This window comes from Algoriphagus sp. PAP.12 (assembly GCF_026652115.1).
Classification (GTDB): Bacteria; Bacteroidota; Bacteroidia; order Cytophagales; family Cyclobacteriaceae; genus Algoriphagus.
In genome coordinates this window covers 1-22597 of the sequence record NZ_JAPPSQ010000021.1, presented here as the reverse complement: position 1 = coordinate 22597, position 22597 = coordinate 1, and the positions used below count along the sequence as shown (strand labels likewise).

The following is a 22597-nucleotide window of genomic DNA, read 5'->3' as shown; positions in this document are numbered from 1 at the left end:
GGATAAGAAAAGTGAAAGGGCGCATCTCAAAAGGGAAATAGGACTATCAAACACACATCGGATAAGATAAAAAAAGTCATCGAAAAATCTGTTTGATCTACAAACCCAGTGCAATTAGTTAATTCAGATGGTGGCCTAAATTAAGGGTGGTTTAATTGAGCTAGCATCAGTTGCCTAGGAGAATTGATGTAAAACCTTTTTGAACTTCGCAATTCAAATAATCCACCAAACTGGATTTTGCAGGTTTTTTCAACTAAGGCAGAATTTGTTTCCAGAGAATTAAAGCAGCTTCCTTAATCCTTGTATCCTGATCTGTACAATCATTTTATTCTTTCTTTCCAGATGAATACCAAGAATTCCCAGTTAATAGCTACGACCCATAACCGGGAGATTTTGGACAACAGGGATATCTATAGAAATGATGCCATTTGGTTTACGGATAAAAATGAAGAGAGTGCAACTGAGCTCTATTCATTGAGTGATTTTGATTCTTCCGTAATCAGAAATACCAGTAATGTTTATAATGCCTATAAGATAGGAAAGTTGGGAGGAGTGCCTAATACAGGGGATTTTTATATAAACCTGACTGATGAGGAATAAAAGGAAATTACCTGCAAGGGGAAAGCCTAAGGTCGCTGTGGTGGTAGATGGTGAAACCGAGGCCTGGTACCTTACCATGCTTAATCGAAATGAACCCAGTTCCAAATTTCAAATCAAGCCTGAAATTCCTCAGCGAAAGTCACTTTCAGAACAGTATGAAAAAGTTGATCGTCTATCCAAAGACTATGATCAGGTGATTTGGATCGTGGATATGGATGTCATATTGAAAGAAACACGGGAGGCGAGGAGAGGGCATCCCAGACCTCTTGAGGAATTCTTAAAGTATATGAGCCACCTGAATTCTATTTCAAATGTCACGGTTATTATCAATCAACCTTGTATTGAAATTTGGTTTCTGCTCCATTTTGAATTCACACAGGCTTCTTTTAATGATTGTGTAAGTGCAGAAAGCCGATTGAAAAAGTATTTGAAGGATTATATATTGGAAGGCTTCAAAGGCTATCTCCAAAGCTATGGGTATGCCGTATATGGCCAGTATGGAAAACAGGACGGAGTGACCCATCTGTGCTGTTGGGCGCACGCGCGAAGAGAATTTTTCGATGCGCAGCAAAACGACAGGGCTAAGGCAGAGCTGGCACTCACTTTTATCAAAAAGCTCTATGAGGTAGAGGCCCACTGCAGGGAAAAGAACTTAAGCTCGGAAGACAGAAAGGCCTATCGGCTGGACAAGGCATTGCCTGTATTGGACGCCTTTTCCAACTGGCTAAAGGAAAACTATGTGCAGGTCCTGCCCAAAAGTGCCATTGGAAAGGCCATGGCCTACACCATGACCCGCTGGGAAGAACTGACCAATTACCTGATGGACGGGATGCTGGAAATAGATAATAATGCCTGTGAAAATAAAATTCGCCCAACGGCTTTAGGTCGGAAAAACTACCTGTTCGCAGGGTCCCATGATGCAGCACAGCGGGCAGCAATGATCTACTCATTCTTTGCCATGTGCAAGATCGAAGATGTTAATCCTCAACAGTGGCTCAAATTTGTCTTTGACCATATCATGGACACCAACATCCAAAAAATAAAAGAACTCCTACCGAAAAACTACAAACTTTCCCTAGAAATAAATCAGGATAAGTAAAGATGCAGTTGCTCGGGCGGATACAAACGTTGGCTATCATAAATTGAAATGGCCTGGGCTGAACATTCGGAAATTATAGAAATGATGGCAAGGCTAATTCTTAAGCCCAATGGATTTGAAAGAAAAGGACAATCAAGGACTGGGTTGTTGCTAATGGATAGTTTCCAAACCTAGTTGAATTACAGTCATTTAATTCCTTCTTCAGTATGGTGCAGGATGGTGTATTAAGTGATTATTGTCATATTTTGGATTATTCTTTTCATGAAGAACTCTGACAATTACAAGCTACGCTGAATCTCTGGCTTTGACTAAAGTTTAGATAATTTGATGCTTTAAGGGGGTTCTAAAGTGTGCCAAAAAATAAAAAGCATTGAAATGCCCTTTCAAATAACCAACCAAGTGCTACTTTCCAGGATATCGGATCATTCTGATCAAGAGGCATTTTCCGAACTTTTTAAAAGGTACCATGCAAAACTTGTTTCATTTGCAATTTGCTTTTTGCCCCATTATGGAGAAGCAGAAGATATGGTTTCAGAGGTTTTTATCAGGTTACTAAAGAATCATAAAGATCTTAAGAAGATAGAGAACTTTGAAGGATATCTATATTCCTCAATAAAAAATCAGTGCCTCAACCAACTCAAAAAAAATAAGCGAAAAGAAAGCTTGTTTTTGCCTTTGGATTTTCAGGATTGTAAAACCGGTGAATATACACAGCCACTAGAACAGCTATTGACTGCTGAATTGCGCGAGAAATTAGCAAATTGCGTGGATCGGTTGCCCCATAAACGAAAATTGGTTTATAAAATGGTCAAAGACGATGGATTGAGTATTAAGGATACTGCCAGATTGTTGGAAATTGCTGACAAAACCGTAAAGAAACACCTTGAATTAGCTATTAGGGAAATCAGAGTCGAAATTCAGGAATACCTTTCCTTACATCATGCAGATGCCAAAATTATTCCTATTGGTACCAAACTCGGCCATCTGGGAGTTTTTATTTTTGGTGCACTTGATATATTAACTGGTACTGATTCCAATTTTTAAGATTGTTCCATCCATTTTATTTTTTTCGATTTTCTATTTTTACTTCGTTTCCTTTCCAGAGGAATATTATTGTTCAAAAACTACTGTATTCAATGGCTTATTTGGTTAATGTATTGGTCATTGAATTATTTTTTTGAAAAAAATCATTTATCCATTACGCCCTTTTCTTCTTTTGCTTGTCTTTAAGATGTGGATGTACAGAAGGATAAAATCGATGAAATACTTCTTAAGTGGCTCATGCAAACTGCCACTGAGGAGGAACTGGATATACTTAAAAAATGGGGCCGTCTAAATGAGGAGAATCTAAAACTCATAGAAAATCTAGGGAAAACGTGGAAGGAGGATACTCCTGAACCATTGTTCACACATGTCGAATCGAAAGCAAATGAGATTTGGGCCGCTGCTATGCAGGAGCAACCCAAAAAACTGATGAGTTGGAGGAAGGTGTTTCGATATGCTGCGGCTATCCTTATTTTTTCTGTTTCATTTTTCTGGGTTTTGAACTTAGCTGATCGTGGAAAAACAGAAAAAGAGGACTCAACTGCATTGGCTTCTACTTTTATTTTGAGGGAGAATCTTCCAGGACAAAAAACAAAAGTATTGTTGCCTGATGGAACAGTGGTTTTCTTGAATAGCAGTTCCAGCATTAAATATCAGGAGAACTTTGAAGGGAGGGAAAGAAGGGTTGTCCTTAATGGAGAAGCATTTTTTGAAGTGGCAAAGGATGCCAATAAGCCATTCATCGTGGAATGTCTGGGAATCGAAACCGAAGCCTTGGGTACCGCTTTTAATGTCAATGCTTTTGACCCCCATCAAATCGGGATTTCTCTGATTGAAGGTAAAGTCAGAATCAATGAGTCTGAGACAAGTTCCAAGCTTGCCACTCTGAGTCCGGGGAATCAATTGCTCATCAATTTAGCAACCAGAAAGTTTTTCGAGCAAGCCTTTGAGTCCGAAGAGGTGATTGGTTGGACGGTAGGAAAACTGGTGTTTAGCCATGCAGACTTCCAGGCTATTACCTCTGGACTTGAAAAATGGTTTGGAGTGGATATAACAGTTAAGGGCAATGCACCAGAGGACTGGCAGGTCTCCACTGTTTACCAAAATCAAACCCTGAAAAATATTTTAACAGACCTTCAATATTCAAAAAAATTCGCCTATGAAATAAACGGAACTAACGTAACAATTACCTTTTAAAAAAACAGAACCAATGGATTGCAGTCCATTGATTCTGAACGGTTTAATGAATTGTTTGCAGACAATTTACATAAACCTCTAAAATACAGCTCAGTACTTTATAACCCAAAATTATGATAAATAAACCTATACTGCTAATTCTGAAAATGACAAAATTTACCCTCTATGGTTTTTTGTTTCAGATGCTACTATTGAATACGGTTTTAGCCCACTCAATAAAAGCCCAAAAAATCGACGAAGTTTATGTGAATGTTTCCTTTAAAGGGAAACGGCTCATTCAGGCACTTCAGGAAATAGAAAAGCAAACGGAATTTCAATTTACTATTCAAGAGAATGATAAATTCCTTCAAAAAAAAGTAACCGCGATTCATTCCAATATTTCTGTGGAAGCCTTGTTGAAAGAAATCGGATTCCAAACTGGCCTGAATTTTCAACAGGTCAACAGAAATATCTCAATGAGGCCTGCCAACGGTGGATTTCCACTAAATGGAGAAGGAGAATTTGATCGAATTTCCGTGACAGGGGAAATTAGGGATCACCTTGAACAGGCTCTTCCTGGAGTAACAGTCATCGTTGAAGGTTCGACTACGGGAACAGTATCTGATGAGGACGGAAAGTATTCCATAACAGCCAATCCTGAAGATGTATTGATTTTTTCCTTTATAGGGTTTAAACAACAAAAAATTGCAGTAGGTAATCAGCAGGTAATTAATGTCACTATGCTGGAAGATGAGCAAGCCCTTGAAGAAGTTGTTGTTGTAGGATATGGTTCCCAAAGGAAAGCTGATATCACCTCAGCTGTATCGGTGATAAATATGGAATCTGTTGGTGAAATACCAACCACTAATGCTTCCCGGTTATTGCAAGGACAGGCCGCTGGTGTTCAGGTCCAGCAACAATCAGGAACACCCGGACAGGATATGAAGGTGACCATCCGAGGGATTGGGTCCATGGGTGCGGGTAGTGAGCCGCTGTATGTGGTTGATGGTTTCCCAATTGGAACCTCAATTGGAAATATTGTAAACCCAGCAGATATTGAAAGCATTACAGTTCTAAAAGATGCTGCTTCAACAGCTATTTACGGAGCGCGAGGTTCAAATGGAGTGGTTTTGATCACCACTAAATCAGCTCAATCAGATGTTTTGAATTTCCAGCTTTTTGTCAATCAGGGAATTACCAACGTCCCAGATTCAAGAAGGACCAAAATGATGAGCGGAAAGGAATTTGCCTATTTCAAACATGAAAGTTTCGTAGACAAAATCAGATATTTTGAGAACCGTGAACCTGCTCTAGAAGAAATCCCACTGGAGTTCAGATATCCTGAGGAAACCACGGTCAACACCGATTGGTTTGAGGAGATAATGAATCAGAATGCGAGTTATACAAATGTAAACGGGACATTAACCGCAGGAAAAGGTTCATTGAAGACAATTGCTTCTTTGGGATTTTTTAATCAGGAAGGTGCGGTTATCAATACAGACTATAAGCGTTTCAATGCAAGGGTAAACGTGGAAGGAAAAGTCAACGACTTTTTGGCCATTGGTTGGAATATATCTGCTGCACATGTAAGGGAAAATTATGCTCCAACGAATGGGAGAGGAGCTGTCATTGGACGATCTCTTTGGGCTGATCCACGGTATCCAGTTTACAATGAAGATGGAAGCTATAATACGTATATTGGTGGTACCAATGGAGTATTCGGAACAGCGAACATCGTTCAGGAATTGAATGAAATGACCCGAACCAGATTAGCCAACAATATCTTGGGGAATGGATTTGTTGAACTTTCATTTTTAAAGGATTTTAAATTCAGAAGTTCGGTAAACGCTATTTATAACAGCAGTGAACAAAAGGAATTCAGGCCTTCCACTTTAGCTGGGACAGGATTTAATCAACCTCCTCCAAGAGTAGCTACCCTGGGCCAGTCCACCTTCAATACCTACAATATTTCGGCGGATCAACTCTTGACCTACACCAAAAACTTTGATCTACATCGAGTGGAAGGATTGCTGGGTTTCTCTGCTCAGGAAGAAAACACCACTTTTCTCCAGGGGAATGGGAATACTTTTCCGAATGATGTCAATAGATATCTTAGTGCTGCATCAGTCCAAACCACTAATTCCGGCGAATATGGATGGAGCTTATTAGCCTATTTTGTTCGGGCAAATTATTCCTATAGAGATAAATATTTGGTTTCTGCATCCATGAGACGGGAAGGTAGTTCACGTTTTGGAGCAAACAATAAGTACGGGAATTTCCCGGCTGCTTCATTAGGATGGAGAATCTATGAGGAAGAATTTTTCCCCAAGACCGAATGGATCACTGATCTTAAGTTAAGAGGGAGTTTTGGGATCACAGGAAACAATGCAATCGGAAATTATTCAAGTTATTCGAACTTGAGAATTTCCAACTATGTCCTAAATGGGGGGCTGGTTAATGGACAGGTCCTTTCAAACTTTGGAAACAGCAACTTAGGTTGGGAACAAAGTCAGCAATTGGACATTGGGTTGGACCTCGCATTATTCGACAACCGACTTGTCGTTACGGCAGAATACTACAAAAGACTAACAGACAATATGTTATTGTCAGTGGAAATGCCTTCGATCTCAGGGTTTACCCAATCGCTTGATAATGTGGGGAAAGTCCAGAACAAGGGATTGGAGCTAGCCTTTGATTTTCAGACAAATATCAACAAGGTTAAAGTTAGAAGTAATCTAAACTTCACTTTCAATAGGAATGAAGTATTGGAAATCAGAGGTGAAAATGATGCGATTTGGACCGGTGGATTTTATGACACCTACAATGTCTCAAAACCTGGCAGACCTATGGGAATGCTTTACGGCTTTCAAAAAGTAGGGATTTTTAATACTGAAGATGAGATTGCAAACTGGCCTACCCAAGATGGTGCTATACCAGGGGTTTACAAATATGTAGATGCCAATGGAGATGGAGTAATTTCTTATGATACCCAAGATATGGTAGAGATAGGAAATCCCCATCCCAAAATGATCCTGGGATGGACTCTAGGAGGAGATGTTTCCAACTTTGATTTCAATGTATTGTTTACCGGTGCGTTTGATTATGATGTTTTCCGGGTGATTGAATCCACCACGATGAATATGGATGGGGTATTCAATATACTTCAATCAGGAAATGACCGATGGAGATCTGCTGAAAACCCTGGAGACGGAACTGGAGCAACTTCCAATACCTGGAAATGGGAAAGGGAATCCAACTCTAGGTATGTCTACGATGCCTCCCATGTGTGGCTGCGTAATATTACATTGGGCTATACTTTCTCTCTGAAAAATTATAAACCTAGAGTATTCCTGAGTGGAGAAAATGTGTTTCTGTTCAGTAAATACCCAGGATCAAACCCTGATGTGAATACCCGTGGGGGAGTAAACCTTGGAGTGGATGATGAAGCTTATCCAGTCCCTAGAGTATTTACCATTGGTGGAAGTATCAATTTTTAAACCCAGAGCCATGAAACTTATTAAAAAAATAATATACGTAATTGTCCCAGTTTTAATGATGTCCTCTTGTGAGGGGTTTTTGGATAAGACTGACCCGACTGTGCTGGTAGTCGATACCTTTTACAAAGATGAGGCAGAGATTGATCAGGCTGTGAATGGGGTGTATGCCTTATTACAGGATTATTTCAATAATCAATGGCAGTTTACAGAATACATCAGTGACAATACAACCCTGCAGTTTAATGTAGGAGACAGGGGACAGGGGCCTTCTTTGGAAGCTTTGGAGTATTGGCAATACAATGCGGGTACCGGCAATATTTCTTCCCTTTACAATAATTCCTATTACATAATTGCCAATATCAACACCCTTTTGGACAAATTGGCCAGTTCAGAGGTCAACCAACAGGTTAAGGATCAGGCAATAGGACAGGTCAAATTTATACGTGCTTACATTTATTTTGATCTGGTTCGTTTTTTTGGGGATGTAATTGTAATTGATGCACCTATTCAAAACCCGGAAGAAGCTTTTCTTGCTTCAAGGGTCCCGGAAAATGAGGTATATCAATTTATCTTGATGGACTTGGAGGAGGCTATTGCAAAACTCCCAGAAAGCTATCCGGCTGATCAAACAGGAAAAGCCACTTTGGGTGCAGGATTAACCTTATTGGCAAAAGTTCAACTTACACTCAAGCAATATTCCGAATCATTAGCCACTCTGAATAAAATACTTCCACTTGGATATACCCTATTGGACAATTATGGGGATTTCTATCTTACCAGTAATAAAAACAACAGTGAGTCTATTTGGGAGATCCAGTATCTGGGACTCAATACCGGTGGGGTGAATAGCTCATTTATCTACACCTTTGCTCCAAGGTCCTCAAATGGATCAGTCATCAATTTCCCAGGGCAAGATGGTGGGGGTTGGAATATCCCGACAAAGGAAATCATTGCACTTTATGAGGAGGGTGATAAAAGAAAAGATCCCTCATTGAAAGAAGGATATATTGATCAATCTGGGGATTGGGTATCCGTGCCTTATATCAATAAATACAATCATGAGCATACCGTAAGAGGGGCCACAGATGATAATTGGCCAGTGTTTAGATATGCAGATGTATTACTGATGCTTGCAGAAAACATCAATGAAGTCAATGGACCTACCAGCGAAGCTTATGGATACTTGAATATGGTCCGGCAAAGGGCAGGGCTTGACCCCATCTCTGGCCTTGGAAAAGAGGACTTGAGAAAGGCCATTTTGAAAGAAAGAAGGATTGAACTTGCGTTTGAAAACCATCGCTGGTTTGACCTGAAAAGGACTCATTCTAATTCCGAATTGATCGACCTACTGTTGAAACATGGAAAGGCTGAAATTGAAAGTCCGACTACAGATAGAGGAGGCATTCCGTTTTCAAACGGTGACTACCAGATTGAGGAATATCAATTGCTATTCCCTATTCCTGCAGATCAGATCAGAATAAATCCTAAAATCAGACAAAACCCAGGGTATTGAATTTAATATCCTGAAGGGGTTAGTCAGGTAGCCAAGTAAAATCACTATTTATTAAAACAAGTTGAAAATAAAACAGGGAAGAAAACCAACTAGGTGACATTCTCATGTTGTGAAATAATAGTAAGAATGCAAGAAAGTGGATTTTGGCTTTGGGAATTAGTTGGGCGATTGCATCCGTTGATCGTCCATTTCCCGATTGCTTTAATTGTGGTGGCAGCAGTATTGGAACTCTTTACCTTTGGGAGGTTCAACTCCAAAATCAGGCCTGGAATTTTTATGTTGGCGGCCATTGGGGCGGTAAGCGCATTGCTTGCTGCACCAATGGGTTGGCTATTGGCTTCCAATGAAGGGACAAGTGGAGAAATTCTGGAACTTCATAAATGGATAGGCATAAGCACCGCCGTTTTAAGTGTAATACTCCTGGCTTTTCTACCTTTTGGTAAAAGGGAATTGAAAGCTTTTCAAATAAAAGGATTCAGGTTAACACTCTTTATTACAGCCATAGGTGTTTCCTTGGCAGGTCATTTTGGAGGAGCCCTAACTCATGGGGAGAATTTTCTCACTGAAGTTTTGCCCCAGTCCAAAGATGAAAACTCAATTGAAAGCACACCTATAAACCTGGCAACGTATCAGGAAGAATTGACTCCTGAAAAGGAGATGAAACTTATTGGTGAAGTGAGGATGGTTTTGGCTCACAACTGTTATAAATGCCATAGTGGGGCAAAAATCGAAGGAGACTTACGACTGGATGAAAAAGAGTTTGTGTTCCAAGGGGGAGAAAGTGGTCAAATCCTGATTCCTGGAAAACCGGAGGAAAGCGATCTGGTTCGTCGCATCAACCTGAATAAAAATCATGATGATGTGATGCCGTCAAAAGGGAAATTATTAAATGCAGAAGAGCGTGAATTGATTGCATTATGGGTTGAAAAAGGTGCTCCTTGGCCGGATGGAGCCGCTCAGCAATCAGTTTTTCGTGTTGCCGAACTTGCTCCAAGAAACCCTTCGTTACCTCCTGGCAATTCTGAAATGAAAAACCCCATAGATCTTTGGGTAAACGAATATTTTCAGAAAAATAAGTTGGATTGGAAAACTGTAGTGGATGATAAAACCTATCTCAAAAGAATCTATCTGGATGTGAATGGGTTGCTTCCAAGTCCTAAAGAATTAGAGGAATTCGAAAACGATCCTAATCCTCAGAAAAGAGAAATTTGGTTGCAAAAGTTGTTGAATAGATCCGATGACTACGCCACTCATTGGCTCAGTTTCTGGAATGATGCACTCAGAAATGATTATACAGGGACAGGCTATATTACGAATGGTCGCTTTGCAATCAGTGATTGGTTATACACTTCTCTGCGTGATAATAAGCCATACAATCAATTTGTCAAAGAATTGCTTAATCCCACAGAAAAATCCAAAGGTTTTATTGAAGGGATCAAATGGAGAGGGACAGTCAATGCCAGTCAGCGAACTGAAATGCAGGCTGCCCAAAACGTAGGTCAGGTGATTTTGGGCTTGAATCTCAAATGTGCATCCTGCCATGATAGCTTTATCTCAGATTGGAAGTTGGATGAAGCGTATGCCTTCGCTAATATTTTTGCAGATTCCACATTGGAAATCAGCAGATGTGAGGTCCCAACAGGGAAAATGGCGAAAACCGAAATTCTGTGGGAGGAGTTGGGAAGTATAGATAGCACTGGCAGCAAAGCTGAAAAGCTGCGTCAACTGGCCAACCAACTTGTCCAACCGGCAAATGGAAGGATGTATCGAACAATCGTCAACAGAGTATGGAAGCAAATGATGGGAAGGGGAATTGTTGAACCCGTTGATGAAATGGACAATGAGCCATGGAGTCAGGACCTGTTGGATTGGCTGGCATTCAATTTTGTTGAAAATGGCTATGATCTAAAAGATTTGATCTTTCAGATAGCAAGCTCCAAAATCTATCAATCCCAATCTATAGGGTATGCCAGCGCTGATGAGGTACTGGCAGACGATTACCAATTTGAAGGAATGGTCCAAAAGCGTCTAACTGCTGAACAATTTTCCGATGCAGTCAGCGAGATTATTTTTCCTCTCTTTTCTGAGGAGGAAGTAAAATATGATCCTTATGAATTAAAGAGTCCTGAGGTATCAGTTCCGACTTTTGCCAGAGCATCGCTGGTAGCCAATAATCCTTTCCTGACTGCATTGGGTAGACCTAATCGGGAGATAGTTTCTACGAGCAGGGACACCCAGGGTAGTTTATTGCAGGCATTGGAACTGACAAATGGAGAGCGTTTAAACACAGTTTTGCAAAAAGGATCAGAAAAGTGGCTCAATGAGGTACTTACTCCTGAACAGATTACACGAGAGCTTTACTTAGAAGCCTTAAATCGAAGTCCAAATGAGCAAGAACTGGCAATTGCATTAAAAGCTTTGGGCGAAAAACCCAATGCTGCCCAAATCCAAGATCTTTTTTGGGCAGTGATTCTATTGCCTGAGTTTCAGGTAATAGAATAATGGTGGGCTGGAGGTCTTATTTCAATGGGTTAAGAAAATACTGCCTCCAGACTAAAATCTTTATAAAAATCTAGGAGAATAAGAATTAAGAATAGCGATGAATACAGTACTTAATAGAAGAGAATTTATTAAAAAAACCAGTGCGGCAGCGATGGCGACGATGGGAATGGGAGCACCTTTGGCAGGACTCCTGACTTCCTGCGAAAGAGGCAAAATCCCTTCCACTGCGGATTCAGTAATATTATTATTTATGGCAGGAGGAATGGCTCATACTGAGACATTTGATCCAAAAAAATACACACCTTTTCGAAAAGGAATGGAGTCGAAAGAAGTTCTCAGTACTTTTCCCTCTATCCCTACAGCATTGGATGGAGTGCATTTTTCAGAAGGTCTGGAATCCATCGCAGGGGTTATGGATAAAGGAACTTTGATCAGATCTTATGTTGCTGCGGATTTGGGACATATCCTTCATACCCGCCATCAATATCATTTTCATACCTGTTATGAACCCCCACAGTCTGTGGTTGTGCCGCATTTGGGTTCCTGGATTTCAAAAGAACTGGGACCATTGAATCCTGTTATTCCTTCTTTTATCAATATCGGTCAACGCTTTTCAGTGGGAGAAGGGGAAGAACTCAAAGCTTTTCACAGTGCTGGTTTTCTTGGCTCAGAACATGGCCCTTTTTTGATTCCTGATCCTTCTGCAGGGCTGGACAGTGTTCGTCCACCTATTGGGATGTCCACGAAGCGTTTTGAGTCAAGAAATAGACTTTATCATGACCTGATATCGGCAAGTTCCATGGGAGAATTTGGATCTGATTATCAAAAAGAATCTCTCAAACGATCCATGGAACAAGCTTATATTTTATTGAACTCACCGGAAGCCAAAGCATTCGACTTAAGCCTGGAGCCGAAAGAAAGTTATGATAAATACAACACAGGTAAATTTGGGCTTGGATGCTTACTTGCAAAAAGGTTGGTGAATCAAGGAGCCAGGTATATCACAGTGACATCTGAATATGAGCCATTTATGGGCTGGGATACACATGACAATGGCCATACCAGGCTTAAAGACATGAAGAAATTGATTGATTCCCCAATTGCTCAATTGATCAAGGATCTGGACCAAAGCGGTAAATTGGATAGGACTTTGGTTATTGTTGCCAGTGAATTCAGTCGAGACATGTTGACTGAGGGGCGGCCTGGATTAAAAGTGAAGGATCAGGTTGAAGTGCCTGATAAAATTGATGACTTAAAGAATTACGGGATGCACAGGCATTTTACAGATGGCTGCTCCATGCTCATGTTCGGAGGAGGAATAAAATCAGGTTATGTATACGGTAAAACGGCTGATGAAAGACCTTGTAAAAGTATTGAAAAACCTATCAAAATAGATAGGATACACCAAACAGTCTACCATGCACTCGGTATTGATCCAGAAACCAATTATGAGATTGAACAAAGACCATTCTATACCACCCCTGATGGACATGGAAAGGTTGAGTTCGATTTATTAAAATCATAGATATAGGGTAGCATTTCGTTCTATTCGCTGCATTTGTACCCCTCGTTTCGAGGGAATTATACAGGGTTTTAAAAGACTTAAAACCTATTAAAACTTCTGGAATAGACAGACATTAAGATCCTCAAATCCATTTCAAAAAAGACATGTGATCAAATCAAAATGCGAGTTGATCAGGAAAACTAAAATTAAGATGGTTATGGAATTAGAAATATAGAAGCTAAATATTCAATACCAGGGATTGGTGGAAGGAGGGAAGGGCTTCAATTCTAAGGGAGTTTATAACAATTCTAGTGATTAAGGGATTAGAGAATTGAGCTTTTAAGTGGGGAATTAGAAATTAGTTTCCCTGTTTTTTCACTTTTTAGGCAGAAAATACCCATTACATGGTATTTTTTTATCCTCAAAATCCCTTTTCTTTAAGGGTATCAATTCTCTAGAGAATTTAATAAGCCCATTACCTGATGAAAAGAGCTTTCCAAAGCTTTTACTTTTTGACTTTTTTGTTGATTTCCTTTTCTCTGATGACACCTACATCGGAAGTAGAGGGGCAGACAGCCTGTGTCACCAAAATAGGAAAGAAACATCCTAATGGTTCCGATTTTAGGAATTCCAAAACTGCAAAATGTATTGTGGATATTTCAGATATAAACGCAATAGGGAGTCAGGACTTGGGTTTATACAAGTGTTACCTGCAAGCAAAAAACACAACCTAAATGACAGATTTAAATTACAAAGGAAGTAGATGGTTTAAATGTGATTTACATCTACACACAACTGCGAGTAAGTGTTTTGAAGACCAAACTGTAACCGCTCAACAATGGGTTGACAGAGCTATTGAGCAAGGTTTGAATTGTGTTGCTGTTACTGACCATAATACAGGAGCAAGTATTGATGAAATAAAAGAAGCTGCGAAAGGCACTTCATTGACAATCTTTCCAGGAGTTGAAATAACTTGTGATGCAAGCAAGGTTCATTTACTAATAATTTTTGACACAACTAAAACTACTGCGGACATAAGAGATTTTCTTGTTAGAGCGAATATCAAAGCGGAAGATTTTGGGAAACAAGAGGCGGCAACCATTTCTAGTATTTTTGAAATATCCGAATTAGCTACAAAAGATGGAGCATTAGTAATTCCAGCACATATTGACGAATACAACGGACTTGGCTCTGTGAGTGTTGGAAATTTAAAAAAATTATATGCCGAATATGAGATAAATGCGGTTCAAGTAGTTCATAAGGAATTTTTAGACCCTTCTTTACAAACGACAGGTAATGTAGATTTGAAAGCAAAGTTGAACGATTATTATAATAATCCAACACCTTCAATCGAAGATTCAACGATTAAAGAATGGTACACTTCTGTAAAATACGCCTTAGAATCTAAAAAAGCTATTGTAACTTTCTCAGACAACCCACACGCACCAAAAAATTCTAAACACGGTTTAGATGGAATTGGAACTAGGTTTACTTGGATTAAAATGGGAGACATGCCTTCACTTGAAGGTTTGAGACAAGCCTTTTTATTACCGGATTTCAGAATTAAGAATGATTTTAATTCTCCTAATTCGCCTTATAATCTTCCAGACTTATGGATTAAATCTATTACGGTTTCTAATTCAACAATAACGGAAGACAACTTACCTTTAAAAATAGATTTTAACCCACAATTAACTACAATTATTGGAGGTCGTGGTAGTGGAAAATCAAGTGTTTTAAGATTTATTCGAGGCTTGTTTAATCGTACAAATGATTTAGCCGATTTAACAGAAATTCTTGAAGACCATAATCACTTTTATAAAAGTTTTGATACTAGAACTCAAAAAGGTGTTATCAAGGAAGACACTTCAGTTGAGATAGAGTTTATAAGAAATACTATTATTTATAAAATAATAGCAAGCAATATTTCTAATTCAGCTAATCAAACAATAATTATTCAGAAATACGATTCAGAAACAGATGATTGGATTTTGGAGGAAGCTGAATCATTTATTGACTTTTTTCAATATGAGCAATATTCTCAAAAACAGATATATGAAATAGCTCAAGAACCTAATTCATTAAGAGAGAGAATTGATAAATCTATATCTGGCATGGAATCTCTTGTAAATGAGAGAGAAATAATCAAAAAAGAGTTTTTAGAGAAATCAGCTTCCATAAGAACAATAAGACAACAAATTTCAGGAAAAGGAAAATTACAAACTGAAATAACGGATTTAGACGCTCGAATTAAATTATTACAACAAAGTGGTATAGCTTCATTGCTAACTTCAAAAAATAAGTTCACAAGTCAAAAAAAGACTATTGATGAATTTTTTCAAGAAGCCAAAAACAATGAGGATGAAATTGAAAATCTTTCGAATACTCTTAATATAGAAGAAATTGATTTTACAGAATTCGACACAAAGTATTCTGACGAAATTTCTCCATTGAGCAAAAATGTTGTTGATGGTTATGAAGAAGTCAAACGTGAAATTGAGGCTTTAAAGCAAAAAGCTGAGAAATTAAGAACCGACTTTAAAACCTCATTGCTTTTAACAAATTGGAATAAAGATTTTGACCAAAATAATCTTGATTTCAACGCTAAAAAAATTGAATTAGAAGCTCAAGGAATTGATGACATTTCTAATTATGAAAAACTTTCAGAAGCTAAAAAAGCAAAAGAATTAGAGCTAGAAAAAATAATAACTATAGAACTAAGTCTAACAACTGAAATAGCTGAAAGAGAAAATCTACAAAATCAATTCTTGCAGAAGACTAAAGACATTACTGTCTTAAGAAGAAATTTTGTAGCTGACTTAATGCAAGATGATAAAGTAAAAGTTTCAATTAAGCAATTTAGAAATAAAGCTGATTTTGTAAATAAAATTAGAGCTATTACTCAAAGATGGACTGGTTTCGAAACAGATATTGATTCATTAGTTGACATTTGTTTTAATGGCAATGTTGAGAATAAAATTAAAGATGTTCGCAATATCTTTTTAAAAATTAAAAAAGAGGAAGCTGTAACAAATGTTAGTGGGTACTTTGTGAATTTAGTAAAGGGAATGTCTGAATCTCAAATTGATGAAATTGAGCTACTAATTCCCGAAGATGAAATTGATATACAATACAAACCTTCGGGTTCATCTACATTTAAGCCATTATCCACAGCATCAGCAGGTCAAAAAACAACAGCGATTTTGACATTTATTCTTTCTCAAGGTAATACGCCTCTTTTATTAGACCAACCAGAAGATGATTTAGATAATAGATTAGTATATGAATTAATTGTTGATCGCTTAAAACAAGCTAAAGAAAATAGGCAAATCATAGTAGTTACCCATAATGCAAATATTCCAGTAAATGGAGATGCTGAATATATTTTGTCAATGGATTCTGAAAGTAAGAATTTAGAAGTTCTATATTCTGGAACAGTTGAAGAACCGACAATTAAAAAAGAAATTTGTGACGTTATGGAAGGAAGTGAAAAAGCTTTTAATATGCGTTCGGAAAGATATAAACATATAAAATAGCCAGCTGGTAACAATGTATATAAAAAATAGGCGAAATAGCAATAAAATCAAAGGTCTTGGCTCGTATCAAAGCTCCTTCTTAACCTAAAGTTTAGTGTTTCGAATTCGCCTACTTTTCATATACTAATCGTTGGCGGTCAGTTTAAGACGACTCACACATCAGGTAATTACACTAACGATAACAAACAAAATAATTCTAACTTAGTCAGTTGACAAGACAAAATGAAATGCAAAACAAAAACCAATTAAAAATAATAGCAGTAAATATTCTTGAAGGGTGCGCCACTCATATCAGAAAAAATTTAGATATTGGAAAACCCTATTTGTTTTACAACGACTACGAATTAAAACAAAGTGAAAATTCACAAAAATTACGAGTTTCAATAAAAGAAAGCTCGACCTTAAATTCTGACTTTTTTAGTATCAATAATTCTCAGCTACCTAAGATAAGTATTGGTGCAATTGTAGGTAAAAATGGAAGTGGGAAAAGTGCATTAATTGATATTATTTTACGATTAATAAACAACATTTCCTATAAAATTTTATCTACTCAAGTTGAAGCAGAACTAATACCCGTAAAAGGTGTTTGTGCTCAATTGTATTTTTCAATTGGAAATAAATTCTACTTGCTACAACAAAAAGATGAGAGCGTTATTTTATATCATTACAAACTAGACAAATGGAATAATGTTGGGGATGCAAAGAAAAATTTAAGAGAACACTTTTTCTATACAATTGTGATGAATTATTCATTACATGCTTTTAATACTTTAGAATATAAAGAAGAATGGGATGAACAACGGAAAGACTGTTGGCTAAGAGGAATCTTTCATAAAAATGACGGTTATCAAACACCTGTTGTTTTAAATCCTATGCGAACTAACGGAAACATAGACATTCAAACTGAAAATGGTTTGGCTAATGACAGATTAATTTCTCTATTTTTTAATGACAATAAAGAGCGTAACGCTTTGTTTACGGATATAAATGAAAAGAATACTGTTAATTCAATAAACATTACTCTTGATAAAAAGAAAGCAGAAGCAAAATGGAATAAGATTAAAGATGATTGGAAAAAAGATGGAAATCGAATTGAAGATTCATTTTTTGAAACCTTAAAAGAAAAAATAATCAGTCTTTGGCAGGAAAAGTATCATTTCAAAAAAGCAAACAAAACAGATGAAGAGTATGATGCAGCAATATTGTATCTAACTTATAAAACTATTAAGGTTGCTCAATACGATGCGTTTGACAACTTCGCACCTTTATCTTCTATGTATGCAAGCCCTTGGACTGAAAAAACTGATGAGGAGCTAAAAAAGTTGATAGTTGAAATGGACAAAGAACAAAGCCATCTTACTTTTAGAATAAGGCAAACATTAGCATTTCTTGAGATTAGACACTTTTCCACCAAACATTACACCATTGAGGAGTTTGCAAAAACCGTTCACGGAAAAATGAATAGTGGTAAATGGCGATACATTGATTTAATTCCACCTCATTGTTTTGAGACGGATATAAAATTAAAAGATAAAAACACCAATCAAGTTTATTCGTTTTCACAACTTAGTTCGGGTGAAAAACAATTAGTTTACACCACAAGTTCTATTCTGTATCACATACGAAACCTAAATTCCATAAAAGGAAGTTATCGGAGAGTTAAATACAACCACATAAATATTATTTTAGATGAAATTGAATTGTATTTCCACCCTGAATTTCAAAGACAGTTTGTAAACAATCTTATCCGAAATATTGAAAATTTACATTTTAGCATTGAAAGTCTAAATATTGAAATGGCAACGCACTCACCATTTATTCTATCAGACATACCTAAAAAGAATGTCTTGTTTTTAGATTACGGAAAATCCGTTGCAGTTAGCGAGCAAGAGAATACTTTTGGTGCAAATATTCATACACTTTTACAAAATGGATTTTTCTTAAATGGTGTCCCAATTGGAGCTTTTGCAAAACAAAAAATCAATCAAATGTTTGCAAGACTTCAAAAGGGAGAACATTCGCCTGAGTTATTTAATGAAATACTTTTGGTTGGCGAACCATTCATTAAAAGCCAGTTATTGAAAAAATACAATGAATTAACTCCCGTTGATTATTCAGAATTAAAAGATGAAGTTCAAAAATTAAAAGCTGAGCTAAACGCTTTAAAAGAACAAAGCAATGATAAAAATAGAAAGAAGTAATTTAAGCGTCATTGCAGATGATTATTTAAAACAACTGCAAAAAAAAAGGTTTAACAAGAAGCGTGGCAACGTTATACAAAACTATTGGGTAAAAAATAGAGAAAAAATTATTAAATCAGAGGCAAAGGATTTTGATAGTATTATCGATGAATTTAAAGCTCTAAATCAAGACGGGTTTGATGATTTTAAAGATTATATGAAAGGGCAGTATGAAGATTTTTTTTATAATCAGAAAATAGGAAAATGGTTGGCAGAACAACTTAACGTAAAAACTTGTCCATATTGTAATCGTCAATACATATTTACAATACAGAAAGGAACAAAAAATGTTCGTCCTGAATTTGACCATTTTTACCCAAAATCTACATACCCATACTTGGCTTTATCTCTTTATAATCTAATCCCAGCTTGCCCAACTTGTAATCATACAAAGTCGAAGGACCCAATAGACAAAAACCCATACATTGAAGGGTTTCAAGACAATTACAGATTTGAATTGAGAACAAAAGATGGTAGAAATAATTCTTTGGATTGGGCTTTAGAAAATGAAATCGAAATCAACTTCACAGCTACAAATGAAAACGTTAACGTATTTGCATTAAAGGAACTTTATAACGAACATCTTGACTATGTAAATGAGATAATTGACAAAACACAGGCATACAATCATAGTTACTACAATTCGTTAATTGAATCATACAAAGGACTTGGAAAGCAAGAAGCAGACATTGACCGCTTTATTTGGGGGAATTATCTTGAAAATGCAGAACACGAAAAGCGACCTTTATCAAAACTAACAAAAGACATTTTAGAACAACTTAAAATAAAATGACATTGACAAAACTGAAACGAAACTAAAAAAAGAAAACCGAACCGCCAACAAAACCTATAAGCAATAGCGCCCCTGCGGGACGCTACTGCTCATAGCCAAAACGACTTCGACAAATACAAAATAAATAGTAAAATATGCCAAGAGACATAATATTTGGAGAGATTACTGGAATTGAGGAGGGTCATTGGTTTGAAGGACGTAAAGAAATGATGCCATCTAGTTTTCATCGAAACTGGGGGGCAGGGATTGATGGAAATAGTACTGAAGGTGTTGCTGCAATAGTTTTATCAGGAGGATACGAAGATGATAAAGATTTAGGCGATGAAATTCTTTATACGGGTGCAGGGGGTAATGATTCTAAAACCGGCAAACAAATAGCTGATCAAACATGGGAAAATAGAGGAAATGCTGGTTTAATAAAAAGTATGAACGAGGGCTTACCAGTTAGAGTAATTCGCGGTCATCAGCACAATTCTGTTTATTCTCCAAAATCTGGATATTTATATGCGGGATTATATAGTGTTGTTGATGCTTGGCAAAAAACAGGAAAAAGTGGTTTTAAAATTTGTCGTTTCAGGCTAATTTATACTGGCGAAAACGCTGATAGGAAAACAGCTGAAGAAATTGAGCTTAATTTAGATCATGCTGTACGGGAAAAGAAACGTGTTTCAGGGACAGTTTTAAAAATTGTCCGCGACACAAAAATTGCCCAAGATGTAAAAAGACTTTATCAACATAAATGTCAAGTTTGTGATGTAGCCATTCCAACAAAAAATGGGTTTTACTCTGAAGGAGCTCATATAAAGCCTCTTGGAAAACCTCACAATGGTGATGATAGTCTAGGAAATTTATTATGCTTATGTCCGAATCATCATGTCATGTTTGATAAAGGAGCGTTCTCGGTGAAAGATAACTTTGATTTAATAGGTGCAGAATCAGGCAAATTGACGGTATTAACGAGTCACAAATTAGACCTTGACAACATCCGTTATCATAGAGAAAGTCATGGATACAATTAGAGTTGTTTGTGGAATTATTTTCGATAATGAAAAGGTATTCATTTGCCGAAGGAAGGAAGGTAAATCACTTGCTGGATACTGGGAATTTCCAGGTGGTAAAATAGAAGAAAGTGAATCGAATGAACAAGCTCTAAAAAGAGAATTACATGAGGAGCTAGAAATGGAAGTGGTAATCAAAGATTTTATCGGCCAATCCAATTATAATTATAGCAACTTCCAGATCGAATTGTTAGGTTACAAATGTCAACTAATCAATTACCATGGGAAATTGACCGACCATGATACTTTTGAATGGATTGATAGTTTAAAATTAGGTGAATATAATTTTGCTCCAGCTGATATTCCCTTAATTAAGTTTTTACTAGATAAAAAACCGTCCAACAGGACCTAAGACTCCTTAAAACAATGTCTTTGCTTCAAACTGGAGGGCTCATGAAGGAAGAAGGTAAATAGATCAAAAAGTCAACGAATAAACCCCGAGTAACTGAGCGTGAAGTCCATTGCATTTATTGATACAGAGGTTGACCCAAAGAGTCGAAAGATTCATGATATTGGGGCTGTCAAGATCGATGGAAGTACTTTTCATAAAACTTCAGTCGCTGAATTTATTCAATTTCTAAGGGGAACAGAATTCATTTGTGGACACAACATTTTTTGCCACGATTTAGAGTATATAGGCCAATCAATCACTGATGCGGGGATAAATTCAGCTAACATCATTGATACCTTATTTTTGTCCCCTCTTCTTTTTCCTACCAGGCCATATCATGCCTTAGTAAAGGACGACAAGCTACAATCGGAAGATTTAAACAATCCATTGAATGATTCCATCAAAGCAAAAGATTTGCTTTTTGATGAAGTAACAGCATTCAAACAGACAGATGAAGTTCTTAAGCAAATTTTCTATTTGTTACTCAAAGACAAAAGAGAGTTTGGTTCCTTTTTTCGTTTCATAGGATACACAAGTGAGCTTATTGACCTGGAAAAATTAATTCGCAATAAATTTCAAAATGAGATTTGTGAACAAGTTGACCTTAAGAGAATTATTTCAGCGCATCCGATTGAACTTGCCTACTGCTTATCGCTCATAGGCTCTTTCATCAAATACAAGAAAATCCATTCTATCACACCGCCATGGGTTTTGAAAAATTACCCGGAAGTAGAAAGAATCATGTTTCGTTTGCGAAACGAATCTTGTGTTAGCGGTTGTGCGTATTGCAACAATGCTTTAGACATTCATAAGGGGTTGAAAAGATTTTTTGGCTTTGATTCTTTTAGGACTTATGGAGGGGAACCCCTTCAAGAGAAAGCGGTAAAAGCAGCCATTGATAACAAATCAATAGTGGCAATTTTTCCGACAGGGGGAGGGAAGTCAATCACTTTTCAGGTTCCTGCTTTAATGAGTGGTGAAGCTGCCAAGGGCTTGACCGTTGTAATTTCCCCCTTACAATCTTTGATGAAAGATCAGGTTGACAACCTTGAAAAAATTGGAATAACCGAAGCAGTAACCATCAATGGATTGCTTGACCCGATTGAAAGGGCTAAATCTTTTGAAAGAGTGGAAGATGGCTCAGCTACCATGCTTTACATCTCACCCGAATCACTTCGGTCCAAGTCAATTGAGCGATTGATTTTAGGAAGAAAGATTGTCCGATTTGTTATAGATGAAGCCCACTGTTTTTCTTCATGGGGTCAAGATTTCAGGGTAGACTACTTATATATTGGTGATTTCATCAGACAACTTCAAGAGAAGAAAAATCTAGCAGAGGGAATTCCAGTTTCCTGTTTTACCGCAACGGCAAAGCAGAAAGTGATAGAAGATATCCGCGACTACTTCAAAGAAAAACTTTCACTGGATCTAGAACTCTATACCTCCAAAGCATCACGAACAAATCTTCAGTATAAAGTTTTTGAAAAAGGGGACGAAGAAGAAAAATATCAACAAACTAGACTGTTGATTGAGGAGAAGAATTGTCCGACCATCATCTATGTTTCAAGAACCAGAAAGGCTTTTTTGCTTGCGGAACGGTTAACCAAGGATGGTTTTAATGCCAAACCCTACCATGGAAAGATG

Annotated in this window: 15 protein-coding genes; all 15 read left to right on the top strand. The window is 37.3% G+C overall.

Features of this window, described 5'->3' with window-relative positions; all coding sequences use genetic code 11:
• Positions 1-342 precede the first annotated feature (342 nt).
• On the top strand, positions 343-600 hold the full coding sequence (locus O0V13_RS18720; protein ID WP_268036522.1) for an AAA family ATPase: 258 nt from the start codon (positions 343-345) through the stop codon (positions 598-600).
• Positions 590-1699, top strand: a complete 1110-nt coding sequence (gene tnpC, locus O0V13_RS18715) for an IS66 family transposase (RefSeq protein ID WP_268036521.1) — start codon at positions 590-592, stop codon at positions 1697-1699. Before O0V13_RS18720 ends, tnpC begins: the two co-directional genes overlap by 11 nt.
• Positions 1700-2074: 375 nt before the next feature.
• Complete coding sequence (locus O0V13_RS18710; RefSeq protein WP_268036520.1) at positions 2075-2743, top strand: RNA polymerase sigma factor; 669 nt, start codon at positions 2075-2077, stop codon at positions 2741-2743.
• A gap of 189 nt (positions 2744-2932) precedes the next feature.
• A complete protein-coding gene (locus O0V13_RS18705; protein WP_268036519.1) occupies positions 2933-3940 on the top strand; it encodes a FecR family protein in 1008 nt (335 codons plus the stop codon).
• A 146-nt stretch (positions 3941-4086) separates the two neighbouring features.
• Complete coding sequence (locus tag O0V13_RS18700; RefSeq protein WP_268036518.1) at positions 4087-7416, top strand: SusC/RagA family TonB-linked outer membrane protein; 3330 nt, start codon at positions 4087-4089, stop codon at positions 7414-7416.
• Positions 7417-7426: 10 nt separating this feature from the next.
• Positions 7427-8929 (top strand): RagB/SusD family nutrient uptake outer membrane protein, encoded by a 1503-nt coding sequence (locus tag O0V13_RS18695; RefSeq protein ID WP_268036517.1) that lies wholly within the window; start codon positions 7427-7429, stop codon positions 8927-8929.
• Positions 8930-9055: 126 nt separating this feature from the next.
• Positions 9056-11431 carry a DUF1549 domain-containing protein gene (locus tag O0V13_RS18690; protein ID WP_268036516.1) on the top strand — a complete coding sequence of 792 codons (2376 nt, stop codon included), beginning with the start codon at positions 9056-9058 and terminating at the stop codon, positions 11429-11431.
• Positions 11432-11528: 97 nt separating this feature from the next.
• Entirely contained in the window at positions 11529-12956 is a 1428-nt protein-coding gene (locus O0V13_RS18685) for a DUF1501 domain-containing protein (protein ID WP_268036515.1), read from the top strand.
• A gap of 461 nt (positions 12957-13417) precedes the next feature.
• Positions 13418-13669 (top strand): hypothetical protein, encoded by a 252-nt coding sequence (locus tag O0V13_RS18680; RefSeq protein WP_268036514.1) that lies wholly within the window; start codon positions 13418-13420, stop codon positions 13667-13669.
• The gene (locus O0V13_RS18675; RefSeq protein WP_268036513.1) at positions 13670-16471 is read left to right on the top strand and encodes a TrlF family AAA-like ATPase; all 2802 of its coding nucleotides are present in this window, start codon (positions 13670-13672) and stop codon (positions 16469-16471) included.
• Positions 16472-16698: 227 nt separating this feature from the next.
• Entirely contained in the window at positions 16699-18672 is a 1974-nt protein-coding gene (locus tag O0V13_RS18670; RefSeq protein ID WP_268036512.1) for an AAA family ATPase, read from the top strand.
• On the top strand, positions 18650-19504 hold the full coding sequence (locus O0V13_RS18665; RefSeq protein WP_268036511.1) for an HNH endonuclease: 855 nt from the start codon (positions 18650-18652) through the stop codon (positions 19502-19504). The genes O0V13_RS18670 and O0V13_RS18665 overlap by 23 nt, the downstream gene beginning before the upstream one ends.
• 134 nt (positions 19505-19638) lie before the next feature.
• Positions 19639-20523 (top strand): YDG/SRA domain-containing protein, encoded by an 885-nt coding sequence (locus tag O0V13_RS18660; RefSeq protein ID WP_268036510.1) that lies wholly within the window; start codon positions 19639-19641, stop codon positions 20521-20523.
• The gene (locus O0V13_RS18655; protein WP_268036509.1) at positions 20510-20914 is read left to right on the top strand and encodes a (deoxy)nucleoside triphosphate pyrophosphohydrolase; all 405 of its coding nucleotides are present in this window, start codon (positions 20510-20512) and stop codon (positions 20912-20914) included. The genes O0V13_RS18660 and O0V13_RS18655 overlap by 14 nt, the downstream gene beginning before the upstream one ends.
• A 99-nt stretch (positions 20915-21013) precedes the next feature.
• Positions 21014-22597: DEAD/DEAH box helicase (locus O0V13_RS18650; RefSeq protein WP_268036508.1), on the top strand; the 1584-nt coding region annotated here is incomplete at its 3' end.

Excerpts from the sequence above, each read along its gene's own strand:
- O0V13_RS18660 (WP_268036510.1), top strand. The coding sequence starts at position 19,639 with ATGCCAAGAGACATAATATTTGGAGAGATTACTGGAATTGAGGAGGGT.
- O0V13_RS18675 (WP_268036513.1), top strand. The coding sequence starts at position 13,670 with ATGACAGATTTAAATTACAAAGGAAGTAGATGGTTTAAATGTGATTTA.
- O0V13_RS18695 (WP_268036517.1), top strand. The coding sequence starts at position 7,427 with ATGAAACTTATTAAAAAAATAATATACGTAATTGTCCCAGTTTTAATG.
- O0V13_RS18685 (WP_268036515.1), top strand. The coding sequence starts at position 11,529 with ATGAATACAGTACTTAATAGAAGAGAATTTATTAAAAAAACCAGTGCG.
- O0V13_RS18655 (WP_268036509.1), top strand. The coding sequence starts at position 20,510 with ATGGATACAATTAGAGTTGTTTGTGGAATTATTTTCGATAATGAAAAG.
- O0V13_RS18680 (WP_268036514.1), top strand. The coding sequence starts at position 13,418 with ATGAAAAGAGCTTTCCAAAGCTTTTACTTTTTGACTTTTTTGTTGATT.
- O0V13_RS18670 (WP_268036512.1), top strand. The coding sequence starts at position 16,699 with ATGCAAAACAAAAACCAATTAAAAATAATAGCAGTAAATATTCTTGAA.
- O0V13_RS18710 (WP_268036520.1), top strand. The coding sequence starts at position 2,075 with ATGCCCTTTCAAATAACCAACCAAGTGCTACTTTCCAGGATATCGGAT.
- O0V13_RS18690 (WP_268036516.1), top strand. The coding sequence starts at position 9,056 with ATGCAAGAAAGTGGATTTTGGCTTTGGGAATTAGTTGGGCGATTGCAT.
- O0V13_RS18720 (WP_268036522.1), top strand. The coding sequence starts at position 343 with ATGAATACCAAGAATTCCCAGTTAATAGCTACGACCCATAACCGGGAG.
- O0V13_RS18700 (WP_268036518.1), top strand. The coding sequence starts at position 4,087 with ATGACAAAATTTACCCTCTATGGTTTTTTGTTTCAGATGCTACTATTG.
- tnpC (WP_268036521.1), top strand. The coding sequence starts at position 590 with ATGAGGAATAAAAGGAAATTACCTGCAAGGGGAAAGCCTAAGGTCGCT.
- O0V13_RS18665 (WP_268036511.1), top strand. The coding sequence starts at position 18,650 with ATGATAAAAATAGAAAGAAGTAATTTAAGCGTCATTGCAGATGATTAT.